The 15,561-nt window shown below is 35.7% G+C and carries 15 protein-coding genes; 7 read left to right on the top strand and 8 right to left on the bottom strand.

Translation table 11 applies throughout. The annotated features are described in order from the left end of the window. Window positions 1-133: 133 nt before the first annotated feature. Window positions 134-382 carry a GIY-YIG nuclease family protein gene (locus tag ACFOWM_RS05190; protein WP_379707618.1) on the top strand — a complete coding sequence of 83 codons (249 nt, stop codon included), beginning with the start codon at window positions 134-136 and terminating at the stop codon, window positions 380-382. Between the two features lie 120 nt (window positions 383-502). After that, window positions 503-751: a GIY-YIG nuclease family protein gene (locus tag ACFOWM_RS05185; protein WP_379707617.1), complete on the top strand. Its 249-nt coding sequence runs from the start codon at window positions 503-505 to the stop codon at window positions 749-751. 128 nt (window positions 752-879) lie between these two features. Here ACFOWM_RS05185 and ACFOWM_RS05180 read toward each other — a convergent pair whose 3' ends face one another. The 5 genes from ACFOWM_RS05180 to ACFOWM_RS05160 all read right to left on the bottom strand — a co-directional run bounded on the left by ACFOWM_RS05180 (window position 880) and on the right by ACFOWM_RS05160 (window position 7,625). Next, entirely contained in the window at window positions 880-2,502 is a 1,623-nt protein-coding gene (locus tag ACFOWM_RS05180) for an ATP-dependent DNA ligase (RefSeq protein ID WP_379707616.1), read from the bottom strand. 11 nt (window positions 2,503-2,513) lie between these two features. Then, entirely contained in the window at window positions 2,514-3,530 is a 1,017-nt protein-coding gene (locus ACFOWM_RS05175; RefSeq protein ID WP_379707615.1) for a ligase-associated DNA damage response exonuclease, read from the bottom strand. Between the two features lie 300 nt (window positions 3,531-3,830). Beyond that, on the bottom strand, window positions 3,831-5,198 hold the full coding sequence (locus ACFOWM_RS05170) for a dipeptidase (RefSeq protein ID WP_379707614.1): 1,368 nt from the start codon (window positions 5,196-5,198) through the stop codon (window positions 3,831-3,833). Window positions 5,199-5,426: 228 nt separating this feature from the next. Further along, on the bottom strand, window positions 5,427-6,182 hold the full coding sequence (locus ACFOWM_RS05165; protein ID WP_449267373.1) for a superoxide dismutase: 756 nt from the start codon (window positions 6,180-6,182) through the stop codon (window positions 5,427-5,429). A 3-nt stretch (window positions 6,183-6,185) separates the two neighbouring features. Beyond that, the gene (locus tag ACFOWM_RS05160; RefSeq protein WP_379707613.1) at window positions 6,186-7,625 is read right to left on the bottom strand and encodes an LptF/LptG family permease; all 1,440 of its coding nucleotides are present in this window, start codon (window positions 7,623-7,625) and stop codon (window positions 6,186-6,188) included. 44 nt (window positions 7,626-7,669) lie between these two features. Here ACFOWM_RS05160 and ACFOWM_RS05155 point away from each other — a divergent pair, with 44 nt between their 5' ends. Continuing rightward, window positions 7,670-8,272: a hypothetical protein gene (locus ACFOWM_RS05155; protein ID WP_379707612.1), complete on the top strand. Its 603-nt coding sequence runs from the start codon at window positions 7,670-7,672 to the stop codon at window positions 8,270-8,272. Here the strand turns inward: ACFOWM_RS05155 and ACFOWM_RS05150 are convergent. Next, window positions 8,269-8,649: an START-like domain-containing protein gene (locus tag ACFOWM_RS05150; protein WP_379707611.1), complete on the bottom strand. Its 381-nt coding sequence runs from the start codon at window positions 8,647-8,649 to the stop codon at window positions 8,269-8,271. The two genes, ACFOWM_RS05155 and ACFOWM_RS05150, sit on opposite strands and share 4 nt — an antisense overlap. Window positions 8,650-8,853: 204 nt before the next feature. On the opposite strand from ACFOWM_RS05150, the gene odhB reads away from it, so the two are divergent. The 3 genes from odhB (at window position 8,854) to ACFOWM_RS05135 (ending at window position 11,823) form a co-directional block, all read left to right on the top strand. After that, a complete protein-coding gene (gene odhB / locus ACFOWM_RS05145) occupies window positions 8,854-10,074 on the top strand; it encodes a 2-oxoglutarate dehydrogenase complex dihydrolipoyllysine-residue succinyltransferase (protein ID WP_379707610.1) in 1,221 nt (406 codons plus the stop codon). 77 nt (window positions 10,075-10,151) lie between these two features. Continuing rightward, on the top strand, window positions 10,152-10,631 hold the full coding sequence (locus ACFOWM_RS05140) for a GNAT family N-acetyltransferase (protein WP_379707609.1): 480 nt from the start codon (window positions 10,152-10,154) through the stop codon (window positions 10,629-10,631). A gap of 25 nt (window positions 10,632-10,656) precedes the next feature. Beyond that, window positions 10,657-11,823, top strand: coding sequence for a methyltransferase domain-containing protein (locus ACFOWM_RS05135; RefSeq protein WP_379707608.1), 1,167 nt, complete (start codon window positions 10,657-10,659; stop codon window positions 11,821-11,823). Here ACFOWM_RS05135 and ACFOWM_RS05130 read toward each other — a convergent pair. Both ACFOWM_RS05130 and ACFOWM_RS05125 read right to left on the bottom strand, forming a co-directional pair. After that, the gene (locus ACFOWM_RS05130; protein ID WP_379707607.1) at window positions 11,813-13,777 is read right to left on the bottom strand and encodes a S8 family serine peptidase; all 1,965 of its coding nucleotides are present in this window, start codon (window positions 13,775-13,777) and stop codon (window positions 11,813-11,815) included. The two genes, ACFOWM_RS05135 and ACFOWM_RS05130, sit on opposite strands and share 11 nt — an antisense overlap. Before the next feature lie 59 nt (window positions 13,778-13,836). Then, entirely contained in the window at window positions 13,837-14,835 is a 999-nt protein-coding gene (locus ACFOWM_RS05125) for a beta-ketoacyl-ACP synthase III (protein WP_379707606.1), read from the bottom strand. A gap of 131 nt (window positions 14,836-14,966) precedes the next feature. Here ACFOWM_RS05125 and ruvA point away from each other — a divergent pair, with 131 nt between their 5' ends. After that, complete coding sequence (ruvA, locus tag ACFOWM_RS05120) at window positions 14,967-15,554, top strand: Holliday junction branch migration protein RuvA (protein WP_379707605.1); 588 nt, start codon at window positions 14,967-14,969, stop codon at window positions 15,552-15,554. Window positions 15,555-15,561 lie beyond the last annotated feature (7 nt).

Raw genomic sequence — 15,561 nt, 5'->3', positions numbered from 1 at the left:
ACATCCAAATTAATAAAGTTGATTAGAGCATTGGATTCATATCCGCCGCGGCGGACGGCAGTTCAAGTCTGCTCCCCGATACAAAGCTCAAACTAAAAAGTTTGAGCTTTTTTATGCAAAAATAATTCGCACCATGTCATTTACAGTTTATGTTTTGTACTCAGTTGCATATAACAAACATTACACAGGTTTTACTTCCAACTTGCAAGAAAGAATGAAATCACATAACGAGTTAGGGCATGATTGGACCAAAAAATATCGTCCATGGCAGTTAATTTATGAACTGAATTTTGATGATAAAGCCGAAGCGATGCAACATGAAAAGTGGTTAAAGTCAGGAGTAGGTCGTGATTTTATTAAAACATTGCAACATCCAAATTAATAAAGTTGATTAGAGCATTGGATTCATATCCGCCGCGGCGGACGGCAGTTCAAGTCTGCTCCCCGATACAAAGCTCAAACTAAAAAGTTTGAGCTTTTTTATGCAAAAATAATTCGTGTTATGTCATTTACAGTTTACATTTTGTACTCAGTTGCATATAACAAACATTACACCGGCTTCACTTCCAACTTGCAAGAAAGAATGAAATCGCATAATGAGTTAGGGCATGATTGGACCAAAAAATATCGCCCATGGCAGTTAATTTATGAACGAAATTTTGAAGATAAAGCCGAAGCGATGCAACATGAAAAGTGGTTAAAGTCAGGCGTAGGTCGTGATTTTATTAAAACATTGCAACATCCAAATTAATAAAGTTGATTAGAGCATTGGATTCATATCCGCCGCGGCGGACGACAGTTTCCTCCAAAGGCGGACTCCCGATACAAAGCTCAAACTTTTTAGTTTGAGCTTTTATAAAAAGTAAAATTTAGTTGAATTTAAATGCCGCCATTGTAGTTTTTTAATATTTGTTTTAAATCATCTAAAGTATTGATTTCAGCAACTTTTTTATCTTTTCGCCAACGGCTCATTCTAGGAAAACGGAGTGCCACACCACTTTTATGTCGCTTACTTTCAGCAATGCCCTCAAAGGCAATTTCAAAAACTAATTTGGGTTGTACAGTACGTACAGGGCCAAATTTTTCAATGGCATGTTTTTTTACAAATTGGTCAACTTCTGCAAACTCTTTATCTGTTAAACCACTATATGCTTTGGTAAATGGTACTAATACATCACCATCTTTTACAGCAAAAGTATAATCAGTATATAAATTGCTACGCCTGCCATGTCCTTTTTGAGCATATATTAAAACGGCATCAATCGTCATGGCATCTATTTTCCATTTCCACCAATCACCTTTTTTTCTTCCTACTAAATAGGGCGAATTTTTTCTTTTGAGCATAATGCCTTCACTACCTATTTCTCTAGCTTTTTCTCTGATTTGTTTTAAATGGGTCCAAGTAGGCGTTACTATTGTAGGTGATAACAAAAGGCTTTGATGTTGAACGGTTGTAATAATTAGTTGTAATAGTTGATGCCTTTCTTCCAAAGTTTTTTCTCTAACATCAACACCATCATATTCCAACACATCATATGCAATAAATGCAACTGGCGCTTCAGTTAATTGTTTTTTAGTAATATTTTTTCTGCCGATTCTTGTTTGTAAAACGGCAAACGGTAAAGGTTTAATAGTATTTGTTACAGAAGTATCAATGCAAATAATTTCACCATCAAGCACCACATTATTGGGGAGTTTATCAATAAACGCATTGTATTCAGGAAACTTATCAGTAACCAACTCTTCGCCACGGCTCCATACAAATAATTCGTTTTGTCGTTTTATAATTTGCCCCCTTATACCATCCCATTTATATTCTGCTTGCCATTCGTTGATATTCCCCAATGCGGTAACGTCATTTTCAACAGCATATGATAAATAAAATGGGTATGGCTTTGAAATATCACCATTACTTGTTTTATCATGCAGTAGATCGTTAAAACTTATTACAGCTGGGTTCCAATTACCTAATAATTTATGTGCTATGGTGGAGGGTGCTATGCTAACTGTATTGGCCAGTGCATTTACCATCATTTTTTGACTAACACCAATTCTAAATCCACCGGTGATCAATTTATTAAAAACATAGATCTCAGTGCTATTTAAATGCTGCCACCAGTGCAGTATAAATAATTTTTTTTCAGTTTCTTCTGCTTTTTGTAAAGCTATAAATTGTTGTAAAAACCATGATAGTGATTCACTTTTTGTTATTTGTGTTGACGCTTTATCGGCTAATAACAACGTAATGGTTTCTGCTAAATCACCCACTGTATGGTAACATTCGCTAAACAACCAAGAAGGTGTATGCGTTAGCTCCATACACCATTGTTGTAATAAGGTGCTGTTAACAATACGTTTTGGCCTGCGACCACTAAATATGGCAATTACCCAAACTTTATCATCATCAGGGGCTGTTATAAAATAATGTTGTAACGCTTTGAGTTTATCATTGGTTTTGGTGTTGGTACCTAATACATACACTAGTTCTGCGAATGATTTCATAAAATAATGTATTAGTTGGTGATAGATGATAAGTTATCTTCATTGGTTGTTTCATCACCATATTGTGTAACAACCTCTTGAGCGGCTATACCATTTTCATTAAGGTAACGGCTAAAGGCAGCTTTAAAACCATGTGTAGTGAATACTTGTTGAGCTCCTGTTGCTTTTACAGCGGTAAGTAAACCATCCCAATCTGCATGATCACTTAGTACAAAGCCTGCATCTACATTGTTACGCCTTTCATTGCCTCGTACCTGCATCCAACCGCTACATACGCCTACATTGTAGGGTTGAAAACGTTTCATCCAACTAGTACCATCAGCACTTTGTGGCGCAATGATGATATTACCCATAAAATCGTTTTTTGATGTTTGACCATCGATTTTATGTATGGTAGGGAAATGCCACCCATTGTTGTTGAGCATTTGGTGTACATTGGTAATAGCGCCATGGCCGTAAATAGGGATGTTGGTACTGGCTAGTGGTTGTAAAATACGTTGTGCCTTGCCAAGACTATAAGCAAGTATGATACTGGTTTTTTGTTGCTGATGGTTGTTGGTAACCCATGTGATGATATCGTTATACACTTTGGCTTGTGGTTGCCATTTGTATATGGGCAAACCAAAAGTACATTCTGTAATAAATGTATGGCATTTTATTGGTTCAAATGCGGTGCTAATACCATCATCTTCTAACTTATAATCGCCGCTAAAAACCCAAACTTCACCATTATATTCCAAGCGTACCTGCGATGAACCTATAATGTGGCCAGCAGGGTGTAATGAAACTTTTACACCATTGATTGTTATGACTTCGCCCCACTGCACACTTTGATAGTGGTGGTCACCCAAACGTAATTGTAAAATAGGTGTGGTGAATTGATGGCATAAATAAGATTGAGAACCACCATTTGCATGATCACTATGGGCATGGGTAATAATGGCTTTGTTTACTGGCACCCAAGGATCAATATAAAAATCGCCCTGGCTACAATAGAGCCCTTTGTTGGTAAAGTTGATAAGTGCCATGGCTTTAAAAATTTTTATAAACTTTTTTTAAATGTAGGTAGATAAAACGTTGTTGCTTATTTAAAAAAGAAAATTAATTTAAAAAAATGGTGCATTGTAAAATTCATCTGTTGAAAAATGAACCTTTGCTGAAAGGCAGGTGGATAGCAGCGAATAACCCACAGTATGCCTATAAGGTATACGAGGATTAGCAGCGAATAGCCACAACCAAAGCTGATACAAGCTACAAGGTACATTGCCCCACAAAAAAAAGCAACACTACTTTTGGTAATGTTGCTTTTAAATTTGCTTGTTTAAATATTAACTTAACTCAGTAAAATATTTATGGAAGTAAGGGATGGTTTCAATGCCCTTATAAAAATTAGCGATGTTAAACTTTTCGTTAGGACTGTGTAAATTATCACTATCTAACCCGAAGCCCATGAATACGATTTTGATACCCAACTCTTGCTCAAACAACGCACAAATAGGAATACTACCGCCACCACGTACAGGTATTGGTGCAACCCCAAAGGTTGTTTCCATTGCTTTTGATGCCGCTTGGTAGGCTTTGCTATCAATAGGTGTCATATATGGCTCACCACCATGGTGTAACGAAGCTTTTACGGTTACGTTAGCAGGTGCAATTTTTTGCAAGTGGTTTATTAATATATCAGTGATTTTATCTGAGCTTTGGTTAGGTACCAACCTTGCAGAAATTTTTGCAAAGGCTTTAGATGGCAATACTGTTTTAGCACCTTCGCCTGTGTAGCCGCCCCAAATACCGTTTAATTCGAGGGTTGGTCTAATACCTGTTCTTTCGTTGGTAGTATAACCTTTTTCGCCCCAAATTTCTTTGATACCCAAATCAGTTTTAAACTCATTTTCATCAAATGGTGCTTTTGCCATTAATGCTCTTTCTTCAGCAGTAGCAACTACCACATCATCATAAAAACCGGGGATGGTAATATGATTATTTTCATCGTGTAATGATGCTATCATTTTTGCTAAAATGGTTATTGGGTTTGCTACAGCACCACCATACACACCACTATGTAAATCCCTATTAGGGCCAGTAACTTCAACCTCAATATAGCTTAAACCACGTACGCCAATATCGATACTTGGTGTATCTAAACTGATCATAGCACTATCACTAATTAAAACACAATCAGCTTTTAAAAGTTCTTTATGTGTCGATACAAATTTACCTAAGTTAGGAGAGCCAATTTCTTCTTCACCCTCAATGCAAAACTTAATATTGTTTTCGAGGGTATTGGTTTTTACCAATGTTTCAAGCACTTTTATGTGCATGTACATTTGGCCTTTATCATCGCAACTACCTCTTGCAAAAACTTTACCATCAACAATGGTAGGTTCAAAAGGTGGGCTGTTCCATAAATCTAAAGGTTCAGCAGGTTGTACATCATAATGACCATACACTAAAACGGTTGGTTTAGTGGGGTCGATAATTTTTTCACCGTATACAATAGGGTGACCATCAGTTGGGTAAATATCTACCTTGTCTGCACCAGCTTCTAACAGTCTTGCTTTTACAGCTTCTGCACAAGTGATCATATCATTTTTGTGTTCGCTTTTGGCGCTTACACTTGGTATACGAAGCAGATCGAGCATTTCATTTAAAAAGCGTTCTTTGTTACTTTCTTGATATTCTTTCCAAGCATTCATTAGTAAAAGGTTTTGTTGTTATAATTCGGCTACGAAAGTAGCTTTTATTTGAGCATATTGTTTGTGTAGATGGAAATACTTTTTATGAAAATTTTATACTTTTTACACAATAAAAAAAGCGATGTGCAGTTATATTTGCACCATAACTGCAACGCAGTTCATCAGCCTTTGTTCAGCTTCTTTCTTGTTTATAGATGGTTGCTTTGCAAAGGCTGAGTCTATTTAAGGCTACACCGTTTCGAAACGACTGGCTACATAGTTCCAATTCACAACGTTCCACCAATTTTCAATATAATCAGCTCTTTTGTTTTGGTATTTAAGGTAGTAGGCATGTTCCCAAACATCTAACCCAAGTAATGGAAACCCTTTGATATCGCTTACGCTCATCAGTGGATTATCTTGATTTGGTGTGCTGCCAATTTTTAATACCTTGTTAGCATCAACATATAACCAAGCCCAGCCGCTGCCAAACCTTGTTTTACCAGCATCACCAAATTGTGTTTTAAAAGCCGCAAATGAACCAAATGTTTTTTCAATGGCAGTCAATAATTTGCCAGTTGGTTGGTTATTATTGGTTTTAGGTTGCATGCTTTTCCAAAACATTTCGTGGTTGTAATGGCCACCTGCATTGTTACGCATTTTTACTGAATATTTATTGATGTTGTTTAGTACAGTTTCAAGTGGTTGTGTAGCATCAACTCCTTCAGCTTGTGCAGCTTCTTTTAAAGCTTTGCTATATGCTGCTGCATGTTTGCTGTAATGTATTTCCATTGTAGCGGCATCAATTACATTTTCTAATGCGTTGTAGGCATACGGTAATGGTGATTGATCAAAACCAGTAGTTACCATAGTTTTGCTGGTTAGTTTATTTTGGGGGCTACATGCTGCTAGTAAACTACTGGCAGTGCCGGAGCTAATAGCTACTAATGCGGCACCTTTTGCTGCGTTTTTTATGAAAGAGCGCCTGCTGTTTTTTGGTTGCATACGTTATATTTTTGATGGTGAAATAGCTTTACTTTTTTTGAATAAACCAGCAATTTTTTTACCAGCTTTTGTGTACAGCTCTTTATTGAATAATTGAGAGTCGTGCATGGCTTTATATGTAAAAAATATACCTACCGGCGTAAGCACAATAACAGCCAACCACATACCCCAAAAAGGTGGTAATAATTCGCTTTTTACAAATTTTTCGCCAAACATGTTAAGTAAATGAAATAGCAAAAAGAAAACAATGGCTACTACCAAAGGCATACCTAGCCCACCTTTGCGTATTATGGAACCCAATGGAGCCCCAATAAAAAAGAGTACCATACATGCTAAAGAGAAAGAAAATTTACGTTGCCACTCTAATTTGTGGTTCATAATTTCAACTCTTTTTTTAGCGTTTTCAATATTGGTAAAGTAAATGGTATTTTTTAATTCGGCTGCTTTTGAAAATGCTCTTTCATGTAAAATATCAACAACACTATCTGGGAAAATTTTATCATTAACTGAGGTGTTTATGCTACCAACTTGTGCCCATTTTTTTGAAGTGTCATTTAAGTAAGGAGTGGTAAGTTGTACATTTTTAAAGAGCGATACTTCAACACTGTCTTTAAATTTTTGTAATGAATCAATATTTTTATCGAGCTGTACAGCACTCAACATTTTAAAATTATTTTTTAGTTCTTTATCATCACTTGCTTTTTGGTTAAAAGAACTGAGGTCGAATAATTTTTTAAAGGTTTTAAATTTTAAACGTACATACTCTGTTGCGGTATCTCTAAACTCACCTTTTTCTTGGTAACGATTACCATCTTGTAAATAAAATTGTAGGTAATTGTTATCTGCCGAAACATCCATTTTACCTGCTTTTGCAACGATGGTGTTTTCTTGTAAGGCATTATTTTGTTCGTAAATAAGCACATCTTCTATATCTTTTCCATCTTCATTTTTTTTGCCCACTTTTATGGCATAACGTTCAATATCGGTATAAAATACTCCTTGCTTCATATTAAGTGCAGGTTTTTTTACCAATATATCTTTATACAGAGTAACAAATTTTAATTGTGAGTAGGGTATTACATAGTTGGCAAATAAAAACGTAATAATGCACAGCCCTACAGTAACCCAAATGAGTGGACGCATAAAGCGTAACAATGAAATACCGGATGATTTTATGGCCACCAATTCAAAACTTTCGCCGAGGTTACCAAACGTCATGATAGATGAAATAAGAATCGCAATTGGCATAGCTAATGATGAAAGCGTAGCACTTGCATACCATACAAATTTTAATATTGTGAGTAAGGGTAAGCCTTTGCCCACCAAATCATCAATATACTTCCACAAGGTTTGCATCATCAACACAAAAAATGCAATAAAAAAAGTAACAATGAATGGCCCGAAAAAAGATTTGAGAATAAGCTTATCTAATTTTTTTATCATCAGCAAAACTATGATGCGTTAATTTTAATAAATATACCTTCAACATGCACAACACAAAAGTAATGCTTTCTAGTGGCGAACTAGCTTTGGCGGCTGATAAGAATGTGATTTTAACGAAAAGAAAAGTTATACAAACTGTGGAGCATTTGTTTGCAGAACAAATACCTACTATACAATTGCTTTTTGCACCTGTTTTTGCTGATTTTGAGCCGTTATTATCGGCTACACCCAAAATATTTAAAGGTGAAAATTATGAGGGTTTCCCTTATGTAATGCTCGATTACCCGGCACATTTTTCAAAAAACAATGTAGCTGCTGTACGTACCATGTTCTGGTGGGGGCATGCTTTTAGCATTACCCTCCATTTAAAAGGAGATTATAAAATAGCTTTTGAACAAAATCTTATTAAAAATAAATTGTTGGGGCAAAATAACGTATGGGTTTGTATAAATGAAAAAGAGTGGGAGCATCATTTTGAGCCAACAAATTATATAATTGCATCAACAATAAATGCCACACAAAAGGTGGCATTACAACATCAAAAATTTTTAAAAATAGCGGTTCAATTTCCTATAAGCACCAATAAAAATATTTCACAACTTTTGGAGGAGGCTTACCAACAAATGGCAGAACTTTTAAAACCTTAGCTACCAATTCTGTGAAACAAGTCTTTTACTTGGTACTCCCAAAGTTGACTTTGGTCTTTAATATCTTTTTTATCTGCAAAGTCTGCAATTACTAATATCGTTTGGTTGGTAACTTCAGATTTTTCAATTCTAAATTCAAAATACTCATCTTTAGGGGCATGTAGCCAATGGTAGCGTATAAATTTATTTTCTTCTTTATCAATTACCTCTGCTTTTTCATCAGTGCCATTCCAACCGAAAGTGTAAATGCCATCTCTATCGTCCACCTTATCTGCAAACCACTCTTGCAACCCCGATGCGCTACTTAAAAATTCGTACAAAATTACTGGAGAGCAACGTACTGGGTATTCTAACGTATATAAAACTTTTTTACTCATTCTGTTGTGTGTTATTACTAATAGTTATATGCAAGTATAGATAAAAAAATAACGTGAAATTTATTTTAATATTTTTTTTTATTATGGGCATTTAAAATTCCCAATTAAGTAACTTACCGTTTTTAGGTAAAACAATACAATATCAATGCAAAACGAATGGATTTTTTATCCGAAATTTGCACAAATTATAAAAAACGATTTTTAATGGCAATCGAAATTAAAGTTCCTACCGTTGGTGAAAGTATAAGCGAAGTAACGCTAGTAAAATGGCTGAAGAAAGATGGTGAATATGCAGAGAGAGATGAAGTTATTGCTGAACTAGAAAGTGAAAAAGCTACTTTTGAAATTAATGCTGAACAAGCTGGTGCCGTAAAACAAATTGCTAAAGAAGGTGATACATTGGCTATTGGCGATGTTGTTTGCAGTATTGATACTGATGCTCCAAAACCTGCTGCTGCAGCGCCTACTGCAAAGCCTGCTGAAGCCGCTGCACCTGTTGCAAAAGTTGCTACTGAGCCTGCAGCAGCGCCTGCAAATGTTGATGTAAAAGCAACACCAGTTGCAGCAGCGATTATTGCTGATAAAAAAATTGACAGTAAAAAAATTGTAGCTTCTGGCGAAAATGGTAAAATATTTAAGCAAGATGTGTTGGATGCTTTAAATAACCCTGGTCGTAACCCAGCTGCTGAAATGTTTAGCAGAAATGATCGTCCTGAAAAATTAAGTAACCTCCGTAAAACAATTAGTCGCCGTTTAGTGGAAGCAAAAAACTCCACCGCAATGTTAACTACTTTTAATGAAGTGGATATGACTGCTATTATGGAGGTAAGAAAAAAATACAAGGATAAGTTTAAAGAAACACACAGCGTAAACCTTGGTTTTATGAGCTTTTTCACAAAAGCTTGTTGCTATGCGTTACAAAAATATCCTGCCGTTAATGCTTATTTAGATGGTGAAAATATCATCTACCATGATTATTGCGATATTTCAATTGCCGTGAGTGCACCCAAAGGTTTGGTAGTACCTGTAATACGCAATGCTGAAAGCCTTAGCATGGCTGGTGTTGAAGCGGCTGTAGTTGATTTAGCTACAAAAGCTAAAAATAATAAGTTAACAATTGAAGAAATGACGGGTGGAACCTTCACCATCACCAATGGCGGTATTTTTGGTTCAATGATGAGCACACCTATTATTAATATTCCACAGAGTGCTATTTTGGGTATGCACAACATTGTTGAACGCCCCATGGCTATTAACGGACAGGTAGTAATTAGACCTATGATGTATGTTGCATTGAGCTACGATCATAGAATAATTGATGGAAGAGAATCTGTAGGCTTTTTAGTGACTGTAAAGCAATTATTAGAAAACCCATCATTGCTGTTATTTGGTAAAGACCCTGTAGATGCTTTATTAGAATTATAATTTTTGTTTGAAAATATATAAAGAGGCTGTTTCAATTTTTTGAAATAGCCTCTTTTTTTAAAATCATTTTTAATAAAATGACGATAAGGAAAATTGAAGTAAATGACAATGCCGCTGTTGCCGCTATCGTTCGTAATGTGTTGATGGAATTAGGTGCACCAAAAATAGGTACGGCTTATGCTGACCCTTATTTAGATCATCTTTTTGAAGTATACCAACAACCAAACTCCGTTTATTTTGTGGTAGTACATGAAGGTGAAGTAATTGGTGGCGCAGGTATTGGCCCATTAATTAATGAACCTGCTAATTATTGTGAATTACAAAAAATGTATTTTATGCCAGCTGCTCGAGGCTTAGGTATTGGCCAGCAATTGATGCAGCAATGTTTAACTGCTGCCAAACAATTTGGTTATGAATTTTGTTATTTAGAAACCATGCCATATATGGAAGCTGCACAAAAACTCTACAAAAAAGTGGGGTTTAAAGTTATTGACGCACCTTTGGGAAACACAGGGCATACATCTTGTCCGGTTTGGATGTTAAAATCATTGGTTTAGTACTTTCATTTTTAAAATTATTGATTTGAGTTTTTATTTTGCCCATATTAAAGCTGCTGCAGAAGTTATAAAACATTTAAAACATGGCATGCCTTTGGCGTTACAACTGCAACATTTTTTTGCTAAGAACAAAAAATATGGTTCAAAAGATAGAAAATCAATAGCTACTATTTGTTACCAATATTTTCGAGTAGGCAAAGCTTTTAAATCAACTCCTATTGAAGAAAAAATAGTTTTGGCTAATTATTTATGTAGTAGTTCACCCAACCAATTACTAGCTAGTCAAGCACCGGCACTCAACGAAACAGTACAACTTGATGTTGCAGCAAAATGCCAACAATTAGGAATTGCACTAACTGATATTTTTGCATTTAATGAAATGTTAGGAGCTGGTATTGACTCATTTTTATTTGCTGCATCATTGTTACAGCAACCTGCATTTTTTATAAGAGTAAGGCCACAATGGCACGAAAATGTTACCAATAAATTGAAAGCAAATGCAATAGCATTTAATCAGGTAAATGATGATGCTATTGAATTGCCACAGGGTACTAAAATTGAGCCATTACTATCGCTTAATAAAGAGGCAGTGGTGCAAGATTTGAGTTCGCAACAGGTATTTAATTATTTGAAACAACATCCTTTAGCATCATCAACTCATTTATTACAGATATGGGATTGTTGTGCTGCAAGTGGCGGTAAATCAATATTAATGGCAGATGTTTTACAAAGGCCGTTTCACTTACTAGCTACAGATGTTCGAGCTTCAATATTAAATAATTTAAAACAACGATTTAAAGAAGCTGGTTTAAAAAATTACGAAACCAAAGTAATAGATGCTACTGTAAATACAAGTATGTTGGCTGATAGAAAATTCGATATCATTATTTGTGATACTCCTTGCAGTGGTAGTGGTACATGGAGCCGTACACCAGAGCAAATGCATTTTTTTGAGAACTCAACATTGCAAAAATTTACGGCATTACAATTAAAAATAGCATCACAAGCCATACAGCACTTGCAAAAAGGTGGCCTGTTTTTTTACATAACCTGCTCCGTATTTGCCCAAGAAAATGAAAATATTGTAACCGAATTAAAACAAAAATTCCATTTACAATTACTGCAAATGGAATATATAAAAGGTTATCAAAAGCAAGCTGATAGCATGTTTGTTGCGGTGTTTACTGTTTAAATATGCTTTCTGTTTTTACTTTTTTATCATCAGCATAAATAGTTATGTAATAAATACCGCTAGCCATTGCTTGCATATTAATGGTTTTTATTTGTGTGCCTGCTGCTTGTTTATAATTGGTTTGATATACTTGTTGGCCGGCTGCATTGGTAACTACAATATTGATATTGCTTGTTTGTGACCTACTTATAACCACATTAGCATTGTTTTTTACTGGGTTAGGGTTAATGCTAATTTTATTTTCAGGGTTTGCACAACTATTTGGTATGGCAACATTGAGAGAATCTAAATAATAACTGGTATCAGTAGCTATTTCTATTTTAATTCTGTAGCTGTTATTTGCACCGGCAGTATTCATTAAATCATCAGTGAAAGTAATGTTTTTATTGCTGAAATTTCCTGTGCCTAAAATTGTTTTAAAGGTTGTGTAATTGGTTTGAGTAGCTGATTTTTTTTCAACAATAATATTCATAGTGGCATCGTACTTAGTATTTAAAGTGAACGATGCAGTACAGTTTGAAATAGCAACTTGTTGTGTATATGATTTTTTTTGTAGTACAACGAAAGCCTTTTTCATATCTGGTATGCCGTAACCTGTTCTATCATTTGGTGTAGCCACTCTATTGCTGGCTTTTTGTATTGCATCAATAATCGTCATGTTATTAAACTCAGGAAAAGCCTGCCATAAACAAGTGGTTAAGCCTGCCAAATTTGGCGTAGCAAATGAAGTACCATTTGAATATACAGGTGCACCTGTTGAGGGGCTAGCAACAATAGCATTTCGCCCTACAGCAGCTACATTAGGTTTTATTCTACCATCAGCCGATGGTCCGTAACTACTAAAAGCAGCAGCAACACCCAATGTATCAACAGCACCAACAGTTAAAACGCTATCAGCATCAGCAGGGGCAGCAATATAACGCCAAGGTGATTGGCCTTCATTGCCAGCTGCAATTACAGGGAGCATCCCTTTTTTAGCAGCAATATCCGCAGCAATGGTACTTAATGCTGTTTTGCCATCCATATTGGCATATGTATAGTTTTGCGATGCAAAATCAAAAGTGGTATATCCTAATGAAACTGTACACACATCAATACCTAAACTATCGGCTCTTTCAAAACCGGCAGCCATATTGTGTTCTTCTATTTTAGTTTCAGTAGCAACATCTTCTGTACGAAATAATGCAAAAGCAGCTTTTGGGGCTGTACCAACAAATAAGCCAGGGTTATTTGCAGCAATGGTACTAAAGCAGTTCATACCATGAGCATCATCTTCATCAACACTAGCATTGTTGGCAACAAAATCCCAAGTGTTAATAATTTGGTTGTTGGCTCTTACACTATCAAAAGTTGGGAGGGTTTGGTAATGAAAAAAACCGCCATCTAAAACAGCTATTTGCATAGTTTCACCTCTAAAACCGTGGTTGTGTAAAAAAGCACCTTGGTGAATTTGTACTTGTCCGTTTGACCTGCCATAGTTATAAACATTAGCTGTGGTTTCGCCTATAAATGAATTTGTATTTTCGAATGCTGTATTGGTGTCTAAAGTGCCTAAATTTTTGTTTACAGGCGTAGGTATTTCCGCAGTAAATGAGGCAATACCTACAACGCTTACCACAAATGGCAAGTTGTTGATTTTAGCTAATGCAGTAGCATCTGATGTTTTAATAGCTACTTCATTTAACCATTTTGAGGTGTTTAAAATAGTTACAGCACCGGCTAAACGAACACTATCAACATAACGTGGCGTAACGGGTAAATCTAAACTATCAATGCCGATGTTATACCTTGTTCTACGTTGTAAAGCACGAGTACTAAGGTATTGCGATGGATTGTTCAAAGAAAAAGGGTTACTACCCTTATCTTTAAATTTTATTAAATACCTTGTTTGTTGTGCATAACTATGATTTACCAAAGCACCTAACAACAACATCAAAACCATAACTTTTTTCATATACATTGATATTTACATGTAAAACATTTTCACTCCCCACATTAAATACGAAATACCTTTTACTTAGTATTGTAAGCCCATTTCAAATAAGTGGCTCCCCAAGTAAACCCTCCACCAAACGCTGCTAAAATAATGTTATCACCTTTGTTGAGGCGATTTTCCCATTCCCATAAACATAAGGGAATAGTGGCTGCTGTAGTATTGCCGTATTTTTGAATATTGATCATTACTTTTTCTTTACTCAAGCCCATTCTGTTGGCAGTAGCATCAATAATTCTTAAGTTAGCTTGGTGCGGTACTAGCCAAGCAATATCGTCACCGGTTAATTTATTTCTTTCCATTAACTCATAACTCACATCAGCCATACCTTTAACTGCAAATTTAAAAACGGTTTGTCCCTCTTGGTATATATAATGCTCTTTGGCCATTACTGTTTCAACGCTTGATGGTTTTACGGAGCCTCCTGCTTTCATGTGTAAAAAGTTGCGGCCACTTCCATCTGATTTTAAAATACTATCTACCAAGCCTAAACCTTCCATATTTGGTTCAAGTAACACCGCAGCGGCACCATCACCAAAAATAACACAAGTGGTACGGTCGGTATAATCAACAATACTGCTCATTTTATCAGACCCAACAATAATAATTTTTTTATAACGGCCACTTTCAATAAAAGCGGCACCAGTACTTAATGCAAATAAGAAACCAGAACAAGCAGCCTCTAAATCAAACCCAAAAGCATTGGTTAAACCCACTTTATCTGCAATAATATTAGCAGTTGCAGGAAACAACATATCTGGCGTAACGGTTGCACAAATAACACACTCCACATCTAAAGGGTTGGTGCCTGTTTTTTCTAATAAATTTTTTACCGCTTCAGCGCCCATATCGCTTGAGCCTAAACCTTCTCCCTTTAAAATTCTGCGTTCATCAATACCTGTTCTTGATTTAATCCATTCATCGTTGGTTTCAACCATTGTTTCAAGTATTTTGTTGGTAAGTTTATACTCAGGTACGTAGCCGCCTACCCCTGTAATTGCCGCAGTAATTTTTTGCATTCGAAAATAATTTTTATTTAAAATGTGTGATTATTGAATTGTAAATATAAATCAATTGTGCTTCATGTAAAATTTAGGTAAGCTGAACTAAAAAAAACCTTATTTTCGCTAACTGACGCATTTGTAAACTTATGTACGCATACCTCAAAGGAAAATTTAGTTTTAAGAGCGCCTCTCAAGTGTATGTTGATGTACATGGTGTGGGGTACGAGGTTAACATCACCCTTAATACCTATACTGCTATTGAAGGTTTAGATGATGGTATGTTGTACACATATTTACAAATTAAAGAAGATGCTCATACGTTGTATGGCTTTTTTGATAAAGAAGAGAAAGACATGTTTGTGTTATTGATAAGCGTTTCTGGCGTAGGTGCAGCAACAGCTCGAATGATGTTGTCATCATTAAGGCCAGATGAAGTGACTAACGCCATCACTTCTAATAACGTAAAGCTAATTGAAAGTGTAAAAGGCATCGGAAAAAAAACTGCAGAACGGTTGGTTTTAGAGCTGAGAGATAAAGTTGGTAACAAATCAACAACAAGCAGCCAAACTTGGGAAAAAGGTGTCTTTAGTATTGAAAAAGATGCCGTGAACGCCTTAGTTGCTTTAGGTATTGCACCTAAACAAGCTGAAGCGGCCGTTAAAAAAATTATAACCGCAGAACCAACCATAACTAAATTGGAACACCTGATAAAACAAGCCCTAAAAGCAATTTGAGACTAGA

Origin of the sequence: Ferruginibacter yonginensis, assembly GCF_042651465.1 — a bacterium.
In the GTDB taxonomy this organism is placed as follows: domain Bacteria; phylum Bacteroidota; class Bacteroidia; order Chitinophagales; family Chitinophagaceae; genus Ferruginibacter; species Ferruginibacter yonginensis.
The sequence above is the reverse complement of the archived record's forward strand: the minus strand, read 5'-3'. Positions and strand labels throughout refer to the sequence as shown.